Below are 16001 nucleotides of genomic sequence, written 5' to 3' on the forward strand. Positions count from 1 at the left end.
GCCCACCCCCGTCGGCCTCGCCCTCAAGACGTGTCTCGCCCTCACCGGCGTGGCCCTCGCCGTGCGCTGCGTGCTGGCGCTGGGCACCGACGTCTACTTCGACACCGCCTACTACTGGCAATGGGCGCAGCGGCTCGACTGGGGCTACTACGACCACCCGCCGCTCATCGCCTGGCTCATCGCCGCGTTCGGCATCCACGGCACGGCGCTCCTGTGCGGTGTCGGCACCCTGGCCGCCGTGTGGGGACTGGCCCGCGACGTGTACCAGAGCCGTGAAGCGGCCTGGCGCGCGGCGGCCCTGTGGAGCGTGGTTCCCGGAGGAATGGTGGCCGGAGTCTGGGCCACGCCCGACAGCGCGCTGCTCTTGTTCTGGACGCTGTCGCTGTGGGCGCTGTGGCGCGAGCGCTGGCTGTGGGCGGGGCTCGCCTCGGGCCTCGCGCTGCTGGCCAAGTTCCCCGCGGTGCTGCTGGGCGTGGCCTTCCTCGTCACCGCGCTGAAACTCAAGCGCCTGCCCCGGGGCGCCTGGGGCACGGGCGCGCTGGCGCTGTTGTTCCTCGCGCCGGTGCTGATGTGGAACGCGCGCCACGACTGGGTGGGAATCGCCTTCCAGCTCCGACATGGCCTCGAGGGCCAGGGTGGATGGAAGACACTGGGCGAGTTCGTCGGAGGCCAGTTCGCCTTCGGAGGCCCTGTCCTCTTCCCGCTCGCGCTGGTGTACGCGCTCAAGGGCCCTCGCGAGCACCTCCTGCTGCGCATGGCGGCCCTCGTGCCCCTGCTGTTCTTCGGCTACGCGTCGTCGCGCGCGCGCGGCGAGGTCAACTGGACGACCATGGCCTACCTCTCCGTGTGCATCGGCGTGGCGGGCATGCGGCGGCCCTGGCAGCGCGCGGCGGCGTTCTCCGGCCTCGCGGTGGTGCTCGCGGTGACGCTGCACCTGTTCTTCCCCCTGGTGAGCTTCAAGCGAGATACAGCCCTGTGGCGCACGCATGGCTGGGACGTGCTGAGCGCGCTGTCCACCCCGGAGAAGCTCTTTCCCCAGATGAAGCCCGGAGACGTGGTCGCCGTGTATGCCGGCAACTACCAGCTCGCCTCCCAGATTGCCCGCTACGCGGGAGTCCCCGTCGGAACCGCGGGCCTGGTGCGCTTCAGCCAATATGACGTGTGGCCCGAGCCGCATGTGCCCCCGGGAAAAGATGTGCTCTGGGTGGAAGAGGACGGGCCGCTCCCGCCCGAGGCATTGACAGACCGCTTCGAGGCCATGGACGAAGTCGTTGAACTGGAAGGAACTTTCCAGGGCCGCCGTCTGCATTTCTTTCGGGTGTGGTGGGTGCGGGGCAAAAAGCCCTGACCTCTCCCGAGGGGCATGACAACTCTTCCAGAAGGCGAAGGGCCTGGCGCAGGACGGAATCGTGGGCCCGAAGACGTGGGGCGCATTGAATGCCGGAGGCGCGAAGCCGCCCTCCAAGCCGCCGCAGCAGGGGACGAAGGGCACGGCGGAAGCATTCGTGCAGAAGGCGCTCGCGCAAAAGGGAGACAGGTATGTCTTTGGCGCGGAGCCCCACCTGGATGACCCCAACCCGTCGAAGTTCGACTGCTCGGAGCTGGTGCAGTGGGCGGCCCATCAGGCGGGCGTCTCCGTCCCCGACGGCACGATGAACCAGGTGCCGTACTTCAAGCAGAAGGGCACCACCATCTCCGTGGCGGAGGCCCTGCGCACGCGCGGCGCGCTGCTGTACCGGCCCGGCCACGTGGCCATCAGCCTGGGCGACGGGCGCACCATCGAGGCGCGGGGCAGCGCCTACGGCGTGAACATCTTCAGCGCCAACGGGCGTGGCTGGACGTCCGGCGCGCTCATCCCGGGCCTCAAGTACGGGTGAGCCGGACACCGCCCGTGGTGGGCGGGCCTCGATGAGCCGGACACCGCGCGGTGGGCGGGCTGCGATGAGCCGGACACCGCGCGGTGGGCTGGCCTCGTCGAGGAGGGCGAGCCTCCCTGCTCACCGGGCGGCCCGGGCCTCCTGGACGGCCGCTCGGCAACACACTCCCGCCGGCGCGCGCGGAAGGACCTCCGAAGCGTCTCGCGGGTGTAGAGTGCGGCCTCCGGCGCGCCCATGTTGCCGGAAGTGCTCCGCATGGACCTCACCCTCTTCCTCGTCGGTCTCCTCAAAGTGGTGCTGGGCGGCCTCGTCGCCGCGCTGGGCATCTGGCTCGCGCTGCGAGGCCTGAGCCGCATCCTCGGCACCAACCCGGTGGAGGAGCTGCGCCAGGGCAACACCGCCGCCGGCCTCGTCCACGCCACAAGCCTCGTGTCGCTGGGCATGCTGGTGCAGCACGCGGTGCAGGCCACGTCGGACGCGGTGGACCTCACCGTGCGCGCGCAGCCCTTCCATCCGATGCTCGCGGGCAAGCTCGTCGCCGTGGCGGCGCTGCACGTGGGCCTGTCCCTGGGTGTCGGCGTCGCGGTGCTCGCGCTGGGCATCCTCCTGTTCGACAGGATGACGCCCGGCATCGACGAGCTGGCCGAGGTGCGCAAGGGCAACGTGGCCGCCGCGCTCATCCTCTCCGCCATCCTGCTGGTGCTCGCGCTCCTGACGGCGCCGGGGCTCCAGGCGGCGCTCAACGGACTCATCCCCTTCCCCCAGCTTCCCGAGGGGACGATGCTCGCTCCCGGATGACGCGAGGGGCCTCGTCGCGACCATGTCCACCAGCTCCGGCATGAAGACGCTCTTCAAGCTGCTGCTCGGGTTGCTCGGGGCGGCGAGCTGCATGTGCTGCTGCGGCCTGGGGATGATGGGCCAGCTCGCCGAGTTGAACGTGCGCTCGCCCGTGCCGGGCCTGCCCGCGGGCACGGGCGCGGTGGAGCTGGGCACCGTGCTCATCCCCCCGGACACCTCGCCTTCGCGCGCGCACACGTATGACTGGAGCGTGGAGACCCTCCACCCTCCGGGCAACCGGCTGACGTACGGCCTGGGCGACACGCTGGACGCGTGGCTGGAGGACCAGCACAAGGCCTTCGGACGCAGGCTGCGCTATCGCTCGCTCGGCGGGGAGCGCTTCACATATCAGCCTCCGCGCGGTTGCTCGGCCGACATGCGGTGCATCTACGAGGAGCTGATCCGCAGCAACGCGGGGCCCGTGAAGGCGCTGGGCGAGCGCTTCGTCGCGTCCGCGCGCGAGCGGAACCTGGACTCCGCGCAGGCCGCGCAGCTCATCCTCAACTTCGTGCAGCGCATCCACTACGAGCTGCCCGTGGACGAGCCCTTCGGCATCATCCCCCCCGCGCTGGTGCCCGCGCGCAACAAGGGCGACTGCGACTCCAAGGCGGTGCTCGCGGTGATGTTGCTGCGACAGGTGGGCATCGACGCGGTGATTCTCTACTCGGACCCGCTGGCCCACGCGGCGGTGGGCGTGGGCCTGCCGGGCACGGGCACCCGCATGCGCCACGGTGGACGCACCTACCAGTACGCGGAAGTCACGGCCGAGGGCTGGCCGGTGGGCATGATTCCGCCCAAGTACGACAAGCCCCGGCTGTGGCGGGTGATGGCGCTGGAGCCCAGCACCTCCGGCTAACGCGCCTCCGACACAGAGGACGCGGTGAGCACGTCGCGCAGATAGCGCTCGTACGCCTCCTTCATCGGCAGCTCTGAGTCCACCCCGAGCCGGCGGCGCGTCGTCAGCTGACGTGAGCCATCTCGTGGGTCCACGCCCTCCTTCGTGTACTGCTCCCAACGGATGGCGGAGCCCCGACGCTGCCAGAGCGCCAGCTCGTTGAAGTTGATGCCCCGCTGGAAGAGCAGCTCGTGCTTGAAGGACACCGGCCGCCCGTCCAGCTCGCGCGTGGCCTGCGCCGCGCTCATCCGGGTCCCACATCTCGCTCCTCCTTCCAGTCCTCGACGCTGAAGCCGCCGTCCGCGGCCCAGCTCACGTGGTACAGCGAATCGAAACCTTCCTCGAGGCTCGGCCGCCGCAGCTGCTTCACCGTGGCGAACAGCGCCACCTCCGGCACCCGGGCCCGCCCCTCGCGCTTCGCGTTCCGGGCCAGGCAGTCCGCGAGCCTCGACTCGAAGTAGAAGCCGAGGACGCGCGCGCCCCGTTCATGCCCCAGCGCGATGAGCGGCATGCGCTGCTCCGGCGTGGGGTGCGTGTTGTCCACCACCACTGAACGCCCCGCGCCCAGCGCCTCGACGATGAGCCGACGCTGCCGGGCCTCCTTGCGTCGCGCGTGAGGCCACAGGTCCTTGCTCACCAGCACGTGCGTGTCCGAGAAGCGGCGCTGGAAGAAGCGGCTCTTGCCGGAGGCCTGTAACCCGATGAAGAGGATGAGTTCCATGACGGAGCCCTTCCGGACGCGACGCCCGCTCCTCGGCTGACGCTCCGCGCGGGGTGCACTCCCGGGCTCACGCCCGCCCCTGGAACGGGAGACCTCCAAGGGCATGCCGCTCCCAGCGCACGCGTCTACCCAAACCCGGCCGCGATGTGAGGCATTGCACAGCCGACCCAGCCCGCACCTCGATTGTGTTGCCCTGAACCGATTATCTCGATTAACAATTAAATCTCGAATTACACAAATTCAAGAGCTGTCGTAATCCACCGCTCGCACTGGAGCAGGTCGCGGTGGACGCAACACGAAGCGCAACCCGAACAGGAGACACCGCATGGAAACCCCCTTCTCGTCGTATGCGGGACGCTGGCGTCGGCTCTCTGTCATGGCCCTGGGCTGGGGCCTCATCGCACCGCTGCCGGTGCTCGCTGCTTCGAAGTCACCGTCACGCATGGGCATCGAGCGCGCGTCGTCGCTTCCCGCGCGCATCGTCGACACCCAGGCCGCGAGCGCCGCGCGTCCCGCCACGGGCCTCGCCGCCACGGTGAGCGGCCGTTACACGCTCGTCACGGGCGCAGGCCACGTGTTCCACCGCACGGACAACACCGTCCAGGGGCTGCGGACGCTCGGCGTTCCGAAGACGCAGCTCCAGCTCCATGTCTGGCAGGAGGAGGGCGCGGACGGAGAGCGCCAGGACTTCTTCGCCTACAGCCGGGGCGGCACGGAGCTGGTGGGCCGCGCCATGGCCACCACCCACGAAGTGCGCCTGGCACACGTGACGTTCGACCCGCTGAGCGCGCAGGTGCCCCTGGTGGCGGGCCTGCTGGCGGCGGACGCGGAGAACACGCTGTCGCTCGTGCAGCTCCACGCGACGCCGCTGCCGGAGCTGCGCGAAGCCCTGGAGCGCGAGGGCGGCAAGGTGCTGCGCTTCCTCACGGACCACACCTTCCTGGTGGAGATGGACGCGGACACCCGAAAGCGCGTGGCGGAGCTGCCCTTCGTGCGCTGGGTGGGGCCGTACCATCCCGAGTACCGCGTGGAAGGCTTCCTGCGCGAAGCCCTGACGGGGCGCTCGGCGCGGCTGGAGCCGCAGCGCTACTCCATCATGGTGGGCGAGCGCGGCGCGGCCCGGCAGGGTGAAGTCGCGGAGACGGTGCGCGAGCTGGGCGGCACGGTGGAGCTCGTCGAGGCCGGTGGCCTGCGCGTGGAGGCCACGCTCACCCAGCCGCAGCTGGAGCGGCTCGTGCGCTCCAATGCGGTGCAGTACATCGACCGCTGGGGCGGGCCGGGTGAAGTGGACATGAACAATGTGCGCACGGTGGGAGGCGCCAACTACCTGGAGACGAACAAGTCCTGGACGGGCCAGGGTGTGCGCGGGGAAATCTTCGACACCGAGCTGCGCACGACGCACCAGGAGTGGGCCAACCCGCCCCTCATCCACAGCACGTCCGCCGCCGGCAGCGCGCACGGGACGAGCTGCTACAGCATCAACTTCGCCAAGGGCGTGGACGGCACCGCGCGGGGCCTCCTGCCCGACGGCCAGGGCATCTTCTTCCTCTACAGCGAGTCCAGCCAATTCGGCGGCCCCAAGTCCCGCTACGACATCAACCGCGAGCTGACGGACCCGGCGGGCCCCTATCGCGCCGTGTTCCAGACGTCGAGCGTGGGCAGCACGCTGGGCACCGCGTACACCACCATCTCCGCCGAGGTGGACGACTACCTGTTCAAGTACCCCATCCTCAGCACCCAGTCGCAGAGCAACGCCGGCACGCGCAACTCGCGGCCCCAGGCGTGGGCGAAGAACATCGTCTCCGTGGGCGGCTTCTACCACTACGACAACGCCAACCCCGGCGATGACCGGTGGAACGGCGGCGCCAGCATCGGCCCCGCGGCGGACGGGCGCATCAAGCCGGACCTCGCGTTCTTCTATGACGCGGTCCGCTCGGCCAACAACACGAGCAACAACTCGTACTACAACTTCAGCGGCACCAGCGCGGCCACCCCACAGACGTCGGGCCACTTCGGGCTCCTGTTCCAGATGTGGCACGAGGGCGTGTGGGCCGGCTTCGGTGGCGGAACGGATGTCTTCGCCAGCCGCCCGAAGATGTCCACCGCCAAGGCGTTGATGATCAACCTGGCGTCCCGCTACGAGTGGCCCCTGGGTGGCACCAACGGCGACCTGACGCGCGTGCGCCAGGGCTGGGGACACGCGAACCTGGAGCGCCTGCACACGCGCGCCGCGGAGACGAGCATCATCAACGAGACGGACACCCTGCTTCCACTGGGCATCAAGTCCTACTCCGTCGCCGTTCCCCAGGGTCAGAAGGAGTTCAACGTCACCCTCGTCTACACGGACCCGGCGGGCACCGTGGGCGCCGCGCAGGCGCGCATCAATGACTTGTCGGTGCGCGTGACGTCGCCGTCGGGCGTCATCTACTGGGGCAACAACGGGCTGTCCGCGGGCAACGTCTCCACGTCCGGCGGCGTCTCCAACAAGGTGGACACCGTGGAGAACGTCTTCATCCGCGAGCCCGCGGCGGGCACCTGGAAGGTGGACGTGCTGGGCGACGAGATTGTCCAGGACACGAACCCGGCGACGCGCGCCATCGACGCCGTGTACGCGCTCGTGGTGAGCGGCGGCCTCATCCAGCCGTAGTCGTCCCCCGACGACGGGAGGGCCGGTGCTCCAGCTTGCACACGGGGCACCGGCCCGCCGCCCACGGCCTGACACGCCAACATCCGAGACACTGGCCGTCGCCGCGTCCGGATGGCATGACAAGGGCCCATGGCCCGTGACGTCTCCTTCTTCGACCAGCTCGGCTCACTGCTCTCCAAGGAGCGCGAGGCCGAGAAAGCCCGCCTGGCCACCCTCGCCGAGGGCCTGTCCCTCCACGAGCGCGAGGAGCAGGGCCTGTCCGTCCTCGACTTGGAGACGGTGGAGGAGGAGGTCGGCCTGGGTGGCCGCGTCCTGCTCACCCTGGCCCGGGCCGACCGCGCGCGGCTGCCCTCACGCCTGCACAACGGCGACCTCGTGGCGGTGTTCCCCCGCCGCGCCGAGGTGAGCGAGCCCGCCAAGGCGCTCGTCTCGCGCGCCAGCGCCACGCGCCTCCAGCTCGCCTTCGACCGCTCGCCGCCGCCGTACGTGCACGAGGGCCTCTTGCGGCTGGACGTCGTCCCCAACGACATCACCTACGAGCGGATGCGCAACGGGCTCCAGCGCGTGAAGGCGATGGACAAGGGCCTGGAGCGCCGCAAGCGCGAAGTCCTCCTCGGCAACGAGCCTCCGCGCACCGACACGCCCCGCCCCTTCGAGGCCGGCCGCCCCCTCAACCCGGAGCAGCTGGACGCGGTGGGGCGCGCGCTCGCCGCCGAGGACTTCTTCCTGGTCCACGGCCCGCCGGGCACCGGCAAGTCCACCGTGCTGGCGGAGGTCGCGGCGCAAGCCGTGGCCCGGGGCCAGCGCCTGCTCTGCACCGCCGCCAGCAACGCCGCCGTGGACCACCTGTTGGACTTGTGTCTGGCCCAGGGTCTGCGAGCGATTCGCGTGGGCCACCCCGCCCGCGTCGCCGCCCGGCTCCAGGAACACACGCTGGACATCGTCGTGGAGGAGCACCCGGACCGCATCATCTCGCGAGACCTCTTCGACGAGGCGTTCTCCCTCCTGGGCTACGCGCGACGCCAGCGCACCCAGGGCCGCAGCCGCGAGCGCTTCTCCAACGCGCGCGCCTCCACGACGGAGGCCAAGGCGATGCTCGACGAGGCCCGCGCGCTGGAGCGCAAGGCGGTGCGCGCCGTGCTGGCCAACGCGGACGTCGTCTGCGTCACGCTCGCGAGCCTCGAGTCCAACGTGCTCTCCGGTGAGAAGTTCGACCTGGCGCTGCTCGACGAGGCCACCCAGGCCACCGAGCCGCTCGCCCTGCTGGGCTTCCTGCGCGCGCCCATCGTCATCCTCGCCGGAGACCCGCAGCAGCTCCCTCCCACCGTGCTGTCGCAGGAGGCCGCCCGCGCGGGCCTCGCGGTGAGCCTCTTCGAGCGGCTGCTCGCGGACCACGGCGACGGCGTCAAGCGCATGCTGCGCGAGCAGTACCGGATGAACACGCGCATCATGGACTTCCCCTCGCGCGAGATGTACGGCGGCGCGCTGCGCGCCCACCCCTCCGTCGCGGACCGCACGCTCGCGGACGTCCTGCCTCCCGACACGCAGTTGGACGCCCCGCCCGTCCTCTTCCTCGACACCGCGGGCAAGGGCTTCGACGAGGAGGTGGAGCCCACCACCCGCAGCCTCTTCAACACCGGCGAGGCGGACCTCATCGAGGCCCGCGCCCGCGCGCTGCTCGCGGCCGGACTGTCGCAGCGCGAGCTCGCGGTGATTACGCCCTACAGCGCCCAGGCCCACCGCCTGCGCGAGCGGATGGAGTCCTTCGCCCCCGACGTGGAAGTCGACACGGTGGACGCGTTCCAGGGCCGGGAGAAGGACGCCATCCTCGTCTCCCTCACCCGCTCCAACAGCGAGGGCCAGGTCGGCTTCCTCAACGACCTGCGCCGGATGAACGTCGCCCTCACCCGCGCCCGCCGGCACCTCTTCGTCGTGGGCGACTCCGCCACCCTCAGCGGTCATCCCTTCTACGCGCGCTTCATCGAAGGGACTCAAACGACCGAGGGCTATCGCTCCGCCTGGGAGTGGCCGGACGCCCTCTGAACATCCAATCCCTCTCAGTGATACAGGTCTCAACCGACCCAGCCCTGGGGTACTACGCAAGGGCTGTCAGGGTCATGATCCAAAATTTGTCGCAACGGCGAACCAAATTTGTCACCTGACCCTACCCGTGCGGGGTGTAGGGCCCGGATATCGGGCATTTGGCTCCAAACCCGTTGTCGGGCACGAGACGTGCTTGTGCCCCAGGGTGGGGAGGAACCGCCACATGTCTCAGCGGCCGAATGTCACGAAGGAAAACGACGTCTGGGTACTCCGTATCGAGAAGGAGAACGGGAGGATCCAGGAGTATCGCTGTGCCACGGAGAACCAGGCGCGACAGCTCGCGCTGGTGATGTCCAAGCCCGATACCGGGGCGCCTCCGAGGCCGCCCACGCCGCCGCGCTAGAGACAGGACTCACGCTGGGGTAAGCCACGGGGAGGAGCCGCCCCGTGTCCACCCCGCTCGAATCCCGCTTCGTCGATGCCCAGGGCCTGCGCCTTCACGTGCGCTGGCGTCCGGGTCCCGACACCGCGCCCGCCGTGCTGTTCCTCCACGGCTGGCTGGACCACTCCCACAGCTTCGACGGTGTCCTGGAGCACGTGCCCGCCGACTGGCGCGTGGCGCTGCTCGACTTCCGCGGCATGGGGCAGAGCGCGCACGCGCCGCCCGAGGCCCACTACCAATCCGGCGACCTCCTCCTCGACATAGAGGCCGCGCTGGACGGGCTGGGGCTGACGCGCGCGCACCTGGTGGGCCACTCGCTGGGCGGCATCATCGCGCTGACGTACGCGGCCGTGCGGCCGGAGCGGGTGCTCGGCCTGTCGCTCATCGAAAGCCTGGGCCCCAGCGGCGGGCCGCCCGAAGTCGCCGTGGAGCGGCTGCGAGGTTTCCTGAATGACTCGCGCCGGCCCCCGAATCGCAAGCGCTACCCGGATGTCGCGTCCGCCGCCGGGCGACTGCGCGAGAACAACCCCTCCTTGCCGGAGGCCGCCGCCTTGCATCTGGCCCGGCATGGCACCGAGCCATACGAAGGGGGGGTGGCCTTCACGTTCGACTCACGACACCGGCGTCGCTTCGCGCAGGGGTACGACGAAGCACAGTGGCTCGCCCTCCAGGCCGCCCTCACCTGCCCGGTGCAGCTCATCCGCGGCCAGGACGGCCTGTGGCCTGACGCCCCGAAGCTGGACGCGCGGGTGGCGGCCCTGCGCACCCTCGTCGCACCGCCGCTGATGATTCCTGGTGGACATCACGTGCACATGGAACGGCCCGCCGAAGTCGCTCGCATGCTCCGCGACTTCATCCGCTGAAGGCCCCGCACCGGTCAGAACACCTGGAAAAGTCTTTCACCTTCCAGGGTAACTCCGTTCCACCTGACGCCCACGGCGGCGACTGCGCATCCCAACCCCTTGAATTCAGGACACCGTCCTCGTCCTTTCGGTTGGTATGCGAATTGGAATAGGGGAAGCCGGCGGATCACGCACCGGACCCAGACGGGTGCGTGTGGGGAGAAGGGTGAGGAGCGGACAATGGGGATGGGGTTGAGGGGGCGAGTCCTCGCGATGGCGGTACTCGTCGCCACTGGACTGGTTGGCTGCCACGAGGGGAATGAAACCCGCGCGGTGCAGGCGACAGCAGTGGTGGACATGGACGTGCTCGACTTCGGCGAGGTGCCGGTGGGCGGGTGGCGGGAGCGAGAGGTGCGCATCCGCAATGTCGGCTATGTGCCCTTCTTCGCCATCGAGGCGTTGCCCATCATCGGCAACCCCTCGTACGAGGTGGAGCTGGCGGATGGCGGCGGCCGGGTGATGCCGGGCGAGTCGCATCTGGTGCGCGTGCGCTTCCACCCGCTGGGTGAAGGCGTGACGGAGGAGACGGTCTACGTCTCCACCGACGCGAACCAGGGCGCGCAGGCGCAGGTGCGAGTCACCGGCCTGGGCACGCCCACGCAAATCATCATCGACCCGCCGGTGCTCGACTACGAGACGCTGGAGGTGGACAGCGAGCGCAACCTGGAGGTCACCGTCACCAATCCGGTGGACCTGCCGTTGACGCTGGCGGTGCACGGCGACTGGCCGGACCCCTTCACGCCGGACACCATCACCATTCCGCCGCTGTCCTCGCGCAAGGTGAGCACGCAGTACCTGCCGCGCGCGCTGGGGGCCATGGACGCTCGGCTGGAGGTGCGCTCGTGCGAGACGTGCACCGCGACGGTGGTGGACCTCAAGGGCAACTCGGTGGCCACCGCCTTCGTGTTCGACCCGGCGCCGGTGCCCTTCGATTTGATTCCAGTGCATGAGCGCACGCAGTCCTTCACGCGAGCGCGCAACATCACCTGGCGGCCCGTCACCATCTCGCAGCTCATCACCAGCGACCACGCCTTCGTGCCGCTCTCCAAGCCGGAGGGCTCCACGGTGGCGCCGGGCGAGGTGGTGGAGCTGAAGATGGAGTTCGCCGCGCGCTTCTCCGGCCCCAACGTGGGCGACCTCAAGGTGAACTACGCGTCCGACAAGCCTCGGCAGTCAGAGGTCATCCTGGACGCGCGGGGCGGCCGGCCCACCCTGGCGGTGACGCCGGTGGCGCTGGACTTCGGCGAGCTGCCGGTGGGCGGCAAGGTGGAGAAGGTCATCCGCATCACCAACGCGGGCACCAACGGCTCGCTGCGCTTCGTGGGCGTGGTCTCGGACGGCGCCAGCAACCAGTTCAACGTGGACGTGCCCACGCGCGGCACGCAGCGCTATCCGTGGACGGCGGGCGCGTGGCCCGCGCTGGACTCCGGCGGCCTGGAAATCGCGCCGGGCAACGACGCCCTGGAGCTGAAGGTCTACTTCGAGCCGACGTCGGAGGGCACCTTCCAGGCGCGGCTGCGCGTGCGCTCGGACGACCTCTTCAACGCGGAGCGCGAGGTCATCCTGACGGGCCGGGCGCGCACCAGCGGGCCTTGCGTGTACGAGCTGTTGCCCCAGCCGGTGATGGACTTCGGCAACGTGGTGCCGGGCCGGGGCGCGGTGCTGGGCTTCTACTTCCGCAACCCGGGACGCGCGGAGTGCGCGGTGAAGGACGTGCACCTGTCCAACGACGCGAACGGCGCCTTCTTCATGCCGGGCGGCAAGCTCACCGGTGGCGTGGTGCTCTACGATACGGCCTTCAGCGCCATGGTGGCCTTCCGGCCCTCGGCCGAGGGGGAGTACACGGGCGAGCTGAAGCTGACGGTGAACAACCCGGCGGCGCCCACGGTGACGCTGCCCCTCAAGGGTGTGTCCAAGGCGAGCTGCCTGGTCGCCACGCCCTCGTACGTGGACTTCGGCGCCATCCGCTACGACTGCGCCGCGGCGCCGCGCAAGACGTACATCTCCAACCGGTGCAGTGAGCCCATCACCGTGACGGGCGCCGACATCGGCAATGGCACGAGCACGCAGTTCTCGCTGCTGACGCCCATCACCCAGCCGCGCACGCTCCTGGCCGGCGAGGGCTTCGAGCTGGAGGTGGACTACGCGCGCAACGTGCTGGGTCAGCACTACACGCCCATGTACCTGCGCGCCGCGAACGAGGCCGCGCCGTTCCTGGTGCCGCTGATTGGCGAGACGAACCACGAGGGCATCCAGGTGGACCGCTACACGCAGGGCACCGACAGCCAGCTCGACGTGCTCTTCGTGGTCTCCAACACGACGACGATGGACCCGTACCAGGAGCGCCTGAAGTCGGCGATTCCCGGCTGGCTGGACTACGCGCGGCAGCAGAACGTGGACGTGCGCGTGGGTGTCACCAGCACGGGCCTGGTACAGCGCGGGCCGCAGTGTGGTGGCGGCGCCAACGGTGGCGAGGCCGGGCGCCTGTTCCCGGTGGACGGCAACCGCGCGCGGGTGCTCTCCAGCAACAGCCCCAACGCGGCGGCGGGGCTCCAGGCCAACATCGACGTGGGCCTGTGCCACAACCTGGTGCAGGGCCTGGAGACGATGCGCCAGGCGCTCTCCGCGCCGCTGTCCGAGCAGACGGACGACCCGCGCACCGCGCAGCCCAACGACGGCAACTGGGGCTTCACCCGGCCGGCGGCGCGGATGGCCGTGGTGGTGCTGGCGGACGAGGACGACAACTCGGGCTTCGTGCCGGACAGCTACATCCAGTTCCTCCAGACGCTGAAGGGCACGGGCATGTCACACCGCAGCCAGCTCTACGCGCTGGTGCCCACCGACACCCGCTGCACCACGGCTGGTGGAGACGCGGACCGGTTCGCGGAAGTCGCCCGCGGGACGGGCGGCCGGGCGGAGTCCATCTGCGAGGGCGACTACCGGCCCCTCCTGGACTCGGTCATCCAGCGCGCGGGAGACCTGCAGGCGGACTTCCCGCTGACGGCCCAGCCCGCGGGCGCCGCGGAGATGACGGTGCGCGTGCAGGGCCAGCCGGTGCCGGACACCCAGTGGACGTATGACGGGGCCGCGAACACCATCGTCTTCGGGGGCGCGGCGGTGCCGACGCCCGGACAGACGGTGGAGGTGCGCTACCGCAGCGTCTGCAAGGTCCCTCCCACCACTCCCTGAGGTCGCCGAGGTACAAGCGCCCCGCATCCACCTGGATGCGGGGCGCGGTCGTCTCCGGGGAAATGACGCGGCGCGGGCTTCCGCATGTGGGCCCCGCGCGGCTATCGTGGCCCCGACGTGGAGACATTCGGCCGCTACGAGCTGTTGCGGAAAATCGCCATCGGCGGGATGGGCGCCGTCTATCTCGCTCGGCAGAAGGGGCCGGTGGGCTTCCAGAAGCTGCTGGTGGTGAAGCGGCTGTTGCCCCACCTGTCCGAGGACGACGAGTTCATCGAGATGTTCCTCGACGAGGGGCGCATCGCCGCGCACCTCAACCACCCGAACATCGCCCAGATTTATGACTTGGGTGACGTGGACGGGCAGTACTTCATCGCCATGGAGTACGTGCATGGCGAGGCGGTGGGGCCCCTGGGACTCAGGGCCCAGCAGCGCAAGCTGTCGATTCCGCTGGCGCTCAAGTGCCGCATCATCGCGGACGCGGCGGCGGGGTTGGATGCGGCGCACAACGCGCGCAGTCCGTCGGGCCGCAAGCTGGCGTTGATCCACCGGGACGTGTCACCGCAGAACGTGCTCGTCGGCTACAACGGCGGCGTCAAGCTCATCGACTTCGGGGTGGCGAAGGCGTCCGGGAAGTTCTCCCAGACGGTGGTCGGCACCATCAAGGGCAAGCACGCGTACATGTCCCCGGAGCAGGCGCGGGGCGAGCCGTTGGACCATCGCTCCGACATCTTCGGACTGGGCACGGTGTTCTACGAGCTCCTGACGCACCAGCGCCTGTTCAAGCGGGACACGGAGATCGCCACGCTCAAGGCGGTGGTGGGGACGAAGATTGTCCCGCCGTCGGAGATTTCGGCGGACATCCCGAAGGAGCTGGACGCGATTGTGCTCAAGGCGCTGGCGCGCAAGCGCGACGAGCGCTTCGCGTCGGCGGGCGAAGTGCAGCTCGCGCTGGATGAGTTCCTCGTGCAGCACAAGCTGCACGCGACGCCGGCGCACCTCGCGGCCTTCATGCAGGACACGTATTCGGAGGAGCTGGAGGAGGAGCGGCTCGCCGCCGAGCCCACCGTCATCCACTACGACCCGCGCCTCGCCGCCCGACAGCAGGCCGCGGCGGCAGCGGCGGCGGGTGACACGGGCAACTCCGCGCCGAAGGCCGCGCCGCGCACCGCGTCCGCGCCTCCACGCAAGCCAGGCGCCTCCTCACCCTCGGCGCCCGCCCTGCCCTCCAAGACTCCGGGAGGCGGCGTGTCCGCGTCGTCGACCACGCCCATGGGGCCCAAGCGCGCGGGAGCGGGTTCCTCGACGACGGCCGCGCCCGTTCCGCGAGGCCAGGGCACCAACAGCGGGTCGCCCGCTCCGACGGCTCCGGCCAAGGGCGGCACGGGCTCCGGCAAGGCGCCCTCGCCTCCTCCTGGCCGGACAGGTGCCGCGAGGCCCGCCGACAGCGGCTCCGCGCCCAAGCGCGTGCCGCCGCGCGGCGGTGGCTCTCACGGTGAGCCCGAAGGCGACTGACGGCTCAGCGGCTCCGGCCGTCGAACTGCATCGTCTTCACGGTGCCCAGGTCCAGGCCATCCAGGCAGCGCACGTTGATGGCGGCCATCTCCGCGCCATCCGGGCCCACGCCGCGCGCGAAGGAGCGCACGCCACACTTCGAGCAGAAGAGGTGGTGGATGACGTTCTTGTTGAATTGGTAGTCCGTGAGGGCCGCGTCGCCGGAGCGCAGCGTGAACTCCGACACCGGGACGAAGCTCAACATGGAGCCCGTCTTCTGACAGATGGAACAGTTGCACGTTATCGCGGGCTGGGAGAGGTCCAGCTTCACCTCGTACCGCACCTGCCCGCAGTGACAGCCGCCCTGGTAGTTCTTGAGGTCGCTCATGCGCGGCATCCTGCACCGGCTCGCTGGAGCCACCCACGCGAAATCGCGCGCCGCGGCGCGCTACAGGCTCGCGAGCGCCACGCGGTACAGCGCGCGGTAGCCCATGCGAGGCGAGGGCTCGAAGCGCTCCGCGTTGAAGATGTCCTTCAACAGCGACACGCCCTCCGGCGAGGACTGCAAGCCCAGCAGCGTCGACTCCAGCGTCGTCACCAACTGCGGCTGAAGCCCCATGGCCACCGGCACCCCGTCATTGGGCGCCTCGTCCGTGTACGCAATCAGCTCGAAGCGGCGCCCCGCGCCCGTGCCCAGCACGTCCTCCACGCCGGTGCTGTACGTCAGCCCCGTGGAGGACGGCGGACAGAAGACGCTCGTCACGTCCGCCTTGCCGTCCAGCACCGACTCCAGCGCGCCCTGATAGGAGCCCGTGAAGTGCTGCGCGAAGAAGGCCCGCGCCGGCTCCAGCCCCTGCGCCTTCAGGTACGCGGTGGGCAACAGGTAGCCCGCCACCGAATCCCGGTCCACCCACGCCGCCGTGGTGCCCTTGAGGCGCTCCACCGACAGCCCCGCCC

Annotated in this window: 14 protein-coding genes and 1 pseudogene; 11 read left to right on the top strand and 4 right to left on the bottom strand. The window is 70.0% G+C overall.

Annotated features, from left to right (window positions below):
- The 5 genes and pseudogenes from HUW62_RS37595 to HUW62_RS37610 all read left to right on the top strand — a co-directional run.
- Nucleotides 1-1348: glycosyltransferase family 39 protein (locus HUW62_RS37595; RefSeq protein WP_255203874.1), on the top strand; the 1348-nt coding region annotated here is incomplete at its 5' end.
- 28 nt (nt 1349-1376) lie between these two features.
- Nucleotides 1377-1433 (top strand): annotated as a pseudogene (locus HUW62_RS50175) (peptidoglycan-binding protein); the annotation flags it as partial.
- Nucleotides 1434-1505: 72 nt separating this feature from the next.
- Nucleotides 1506-1877: a C40 family peptidase gene (locus tag HUW62_RS49260; protein ID WP_368670579.1), complete on the top strand. Its 372-nt coding sequence runs from the start codon at nt 1506-1508 to the stop codon at nt 1875-1877.
- Nucleotides 1878-2132: 255 nt separating this feature from the next.
- Entirely contained in the window at nt 2133-2675 is a 543-nt protein-coding gene (locus HUW62_RS37605; RefSeq protein ID WP_163870142.1) for a DUF350 domain-containing protein, read from the top strand.
- Between the two features lie 22 nt (nt 2676-2697).
- Nucleotides 2698-3570: a transglutaminase-like domain-containing protein gene (locus HUW62_RS37610; RefSeq protein ID WP_240357081.1), complete on the top strand. Its 873-nt coding sequence runs from the start codon at nt 2698-2700 to the stop codon at nt 3568-3570.
- Here HUW62_RS37610 and HUW62_RS37615 read toward each other — a convergent pair.
- Complete coding sequence (locus tag HUW62_RS37615; protein WP_240357080.1) at nt 3567-3857, bottom strand: hypothetical protein; 291 nt, start codon at nt 3855-3857, stop codon at nt 3567-3569. The genes HUW62_RS37610 and HUW62_RS37615 overlap by 4 nt on opposite strands.
- Nucleotides 3854-4330 carry an ATP-binding protein gene (locus HUW62_RS37620; protein ID WP_176437155.1) on the bottom strand — a complete coding sequence of 159 codons (477 nt, stop codon included), beginning with the start codon at nt 4328-4330 and terminating at the stop codon, nt 3854-3856. The genes HUW62_RS37615 and HUW62_RS37620 overlap by 4 nt, the downstream gene beginning before the upstream one ends.
- A 325-nt stretch (nt 4331-4655) precedes the next feature.
- On the opposite strand from HUW62_RS37620, the gene HUW62_RS37625 reads away from it, so the two are divergent.
- The 6 genes from HUW62_RS37625 to HUW62_RS37650 all read left to right on the top strand — a co-directional run bounded on the left by HUW62_RS37625 (nt 4656) and on the right by HUW62_RS37650 (nt 15065).
- The gene (locus tag HUW62_RS37625) at nt 4656-6977 is read left to right on the top strand and encodes a S8 family serine peptidase (RefSeq protein ID WP_176437156.1); all 2322 of its coding nucleotides are present in this window, start codon (nt 4656-4658) and stop codon (nt 6975-6977) included.
- Between the two features lie 129 nt (nt 6978-7106).
- Nucleotides 7107-9020: an AAA domain-containing protein gene (locus HUW62_RS37630; RefSeq protein ID WP_163870139.1), complete on the top strand. Its 1914-nt coding sequence runs from the start codon at nt 7107-7109 to the stop codon at nt 9018-9020.
- Nucleotides 9021-9243: 223 nt separating this feature from the next.
- Nucleotides 9244-9423 (top strand): hypothetical protein, encoded by a 180-nt coding sequence (locus HUW62_RS37635; protein ID WP_163870138.1) that lies wholly within the window; start codon nt 9244-9246, stop codon nt 9421-9423.
- 44 nt (nt 9424-9467) lie between these two features.
- Entirely contained in the window at nt 9468-10325 is an 858-nt protein-coding gene (locus tag HUW62_RS37640; RefSeq protein ID WP_163870137.1) for an alpha/beta fold hydrolase, read from the top strand.
- 219 nt (nt 10326-10544) lie between these two features.
- On the top strand, nt 10545-13553 hold the full coding sequence (locus tag HUW62_RS37645) for a choice-of-anchor D domain-containing protein (RefSeq protein ID WP_176437157.1): 3009 nt from the start codon (nt 10545-10547) through the stop codon (nt 13551-13553).
- A gap of 117 nt (nt 13554-13670) precedes the next feature.
- Entirely contained in the window at nt 13671-15065 is a 1395-nt protein-coding gene (locus HUW62_RS37650) for a serine/threonine protein kinase (protein ID WP_368670578.1), read from the top strand.
- 4 nt (nt 15066-15069) lie between these two features.
- Here the strand turns inward: HUW62_RS37650 and HUW62_RS37655 are convergent, their stop codons facing one another.
- Both HUW62_RS37655 and HUW62_RS37660 read right to left on the bottom strand, forming a co-directional pair.
- Nucleotides 15070-15432, bottom strand: a complete 363-nt coding sequence (locus tag HUW62_RS37655; RefSeq protein ID WP_163870135.1) for a GFA family protein — start codon at nt 15430-15432, stop codon at nt 15070-15072.
- A 60-nt stretch (nt 15433-15492) separates the two neighbouring features.
- A partial coding sequence (locus HUW62_RS37660; protein WP_176437158.1) for a phosphate/phosphite/phosphonate ABC transporter substrate-binding protein occupies nt 15493-16001 on the bottom strand: 509 nt, incomplete at its 5' end.

Origin of the sequence: Myxococcus sp. AM011 (genome assembly GCF_013372595.1) — a bacterium.
Classification (GTDB): domain Bacteria; phylum Myxococcota; class Myxococcia; order Myxococcales; family Myxococcaceae; genus Myxococcus; species Myxococcus eversor.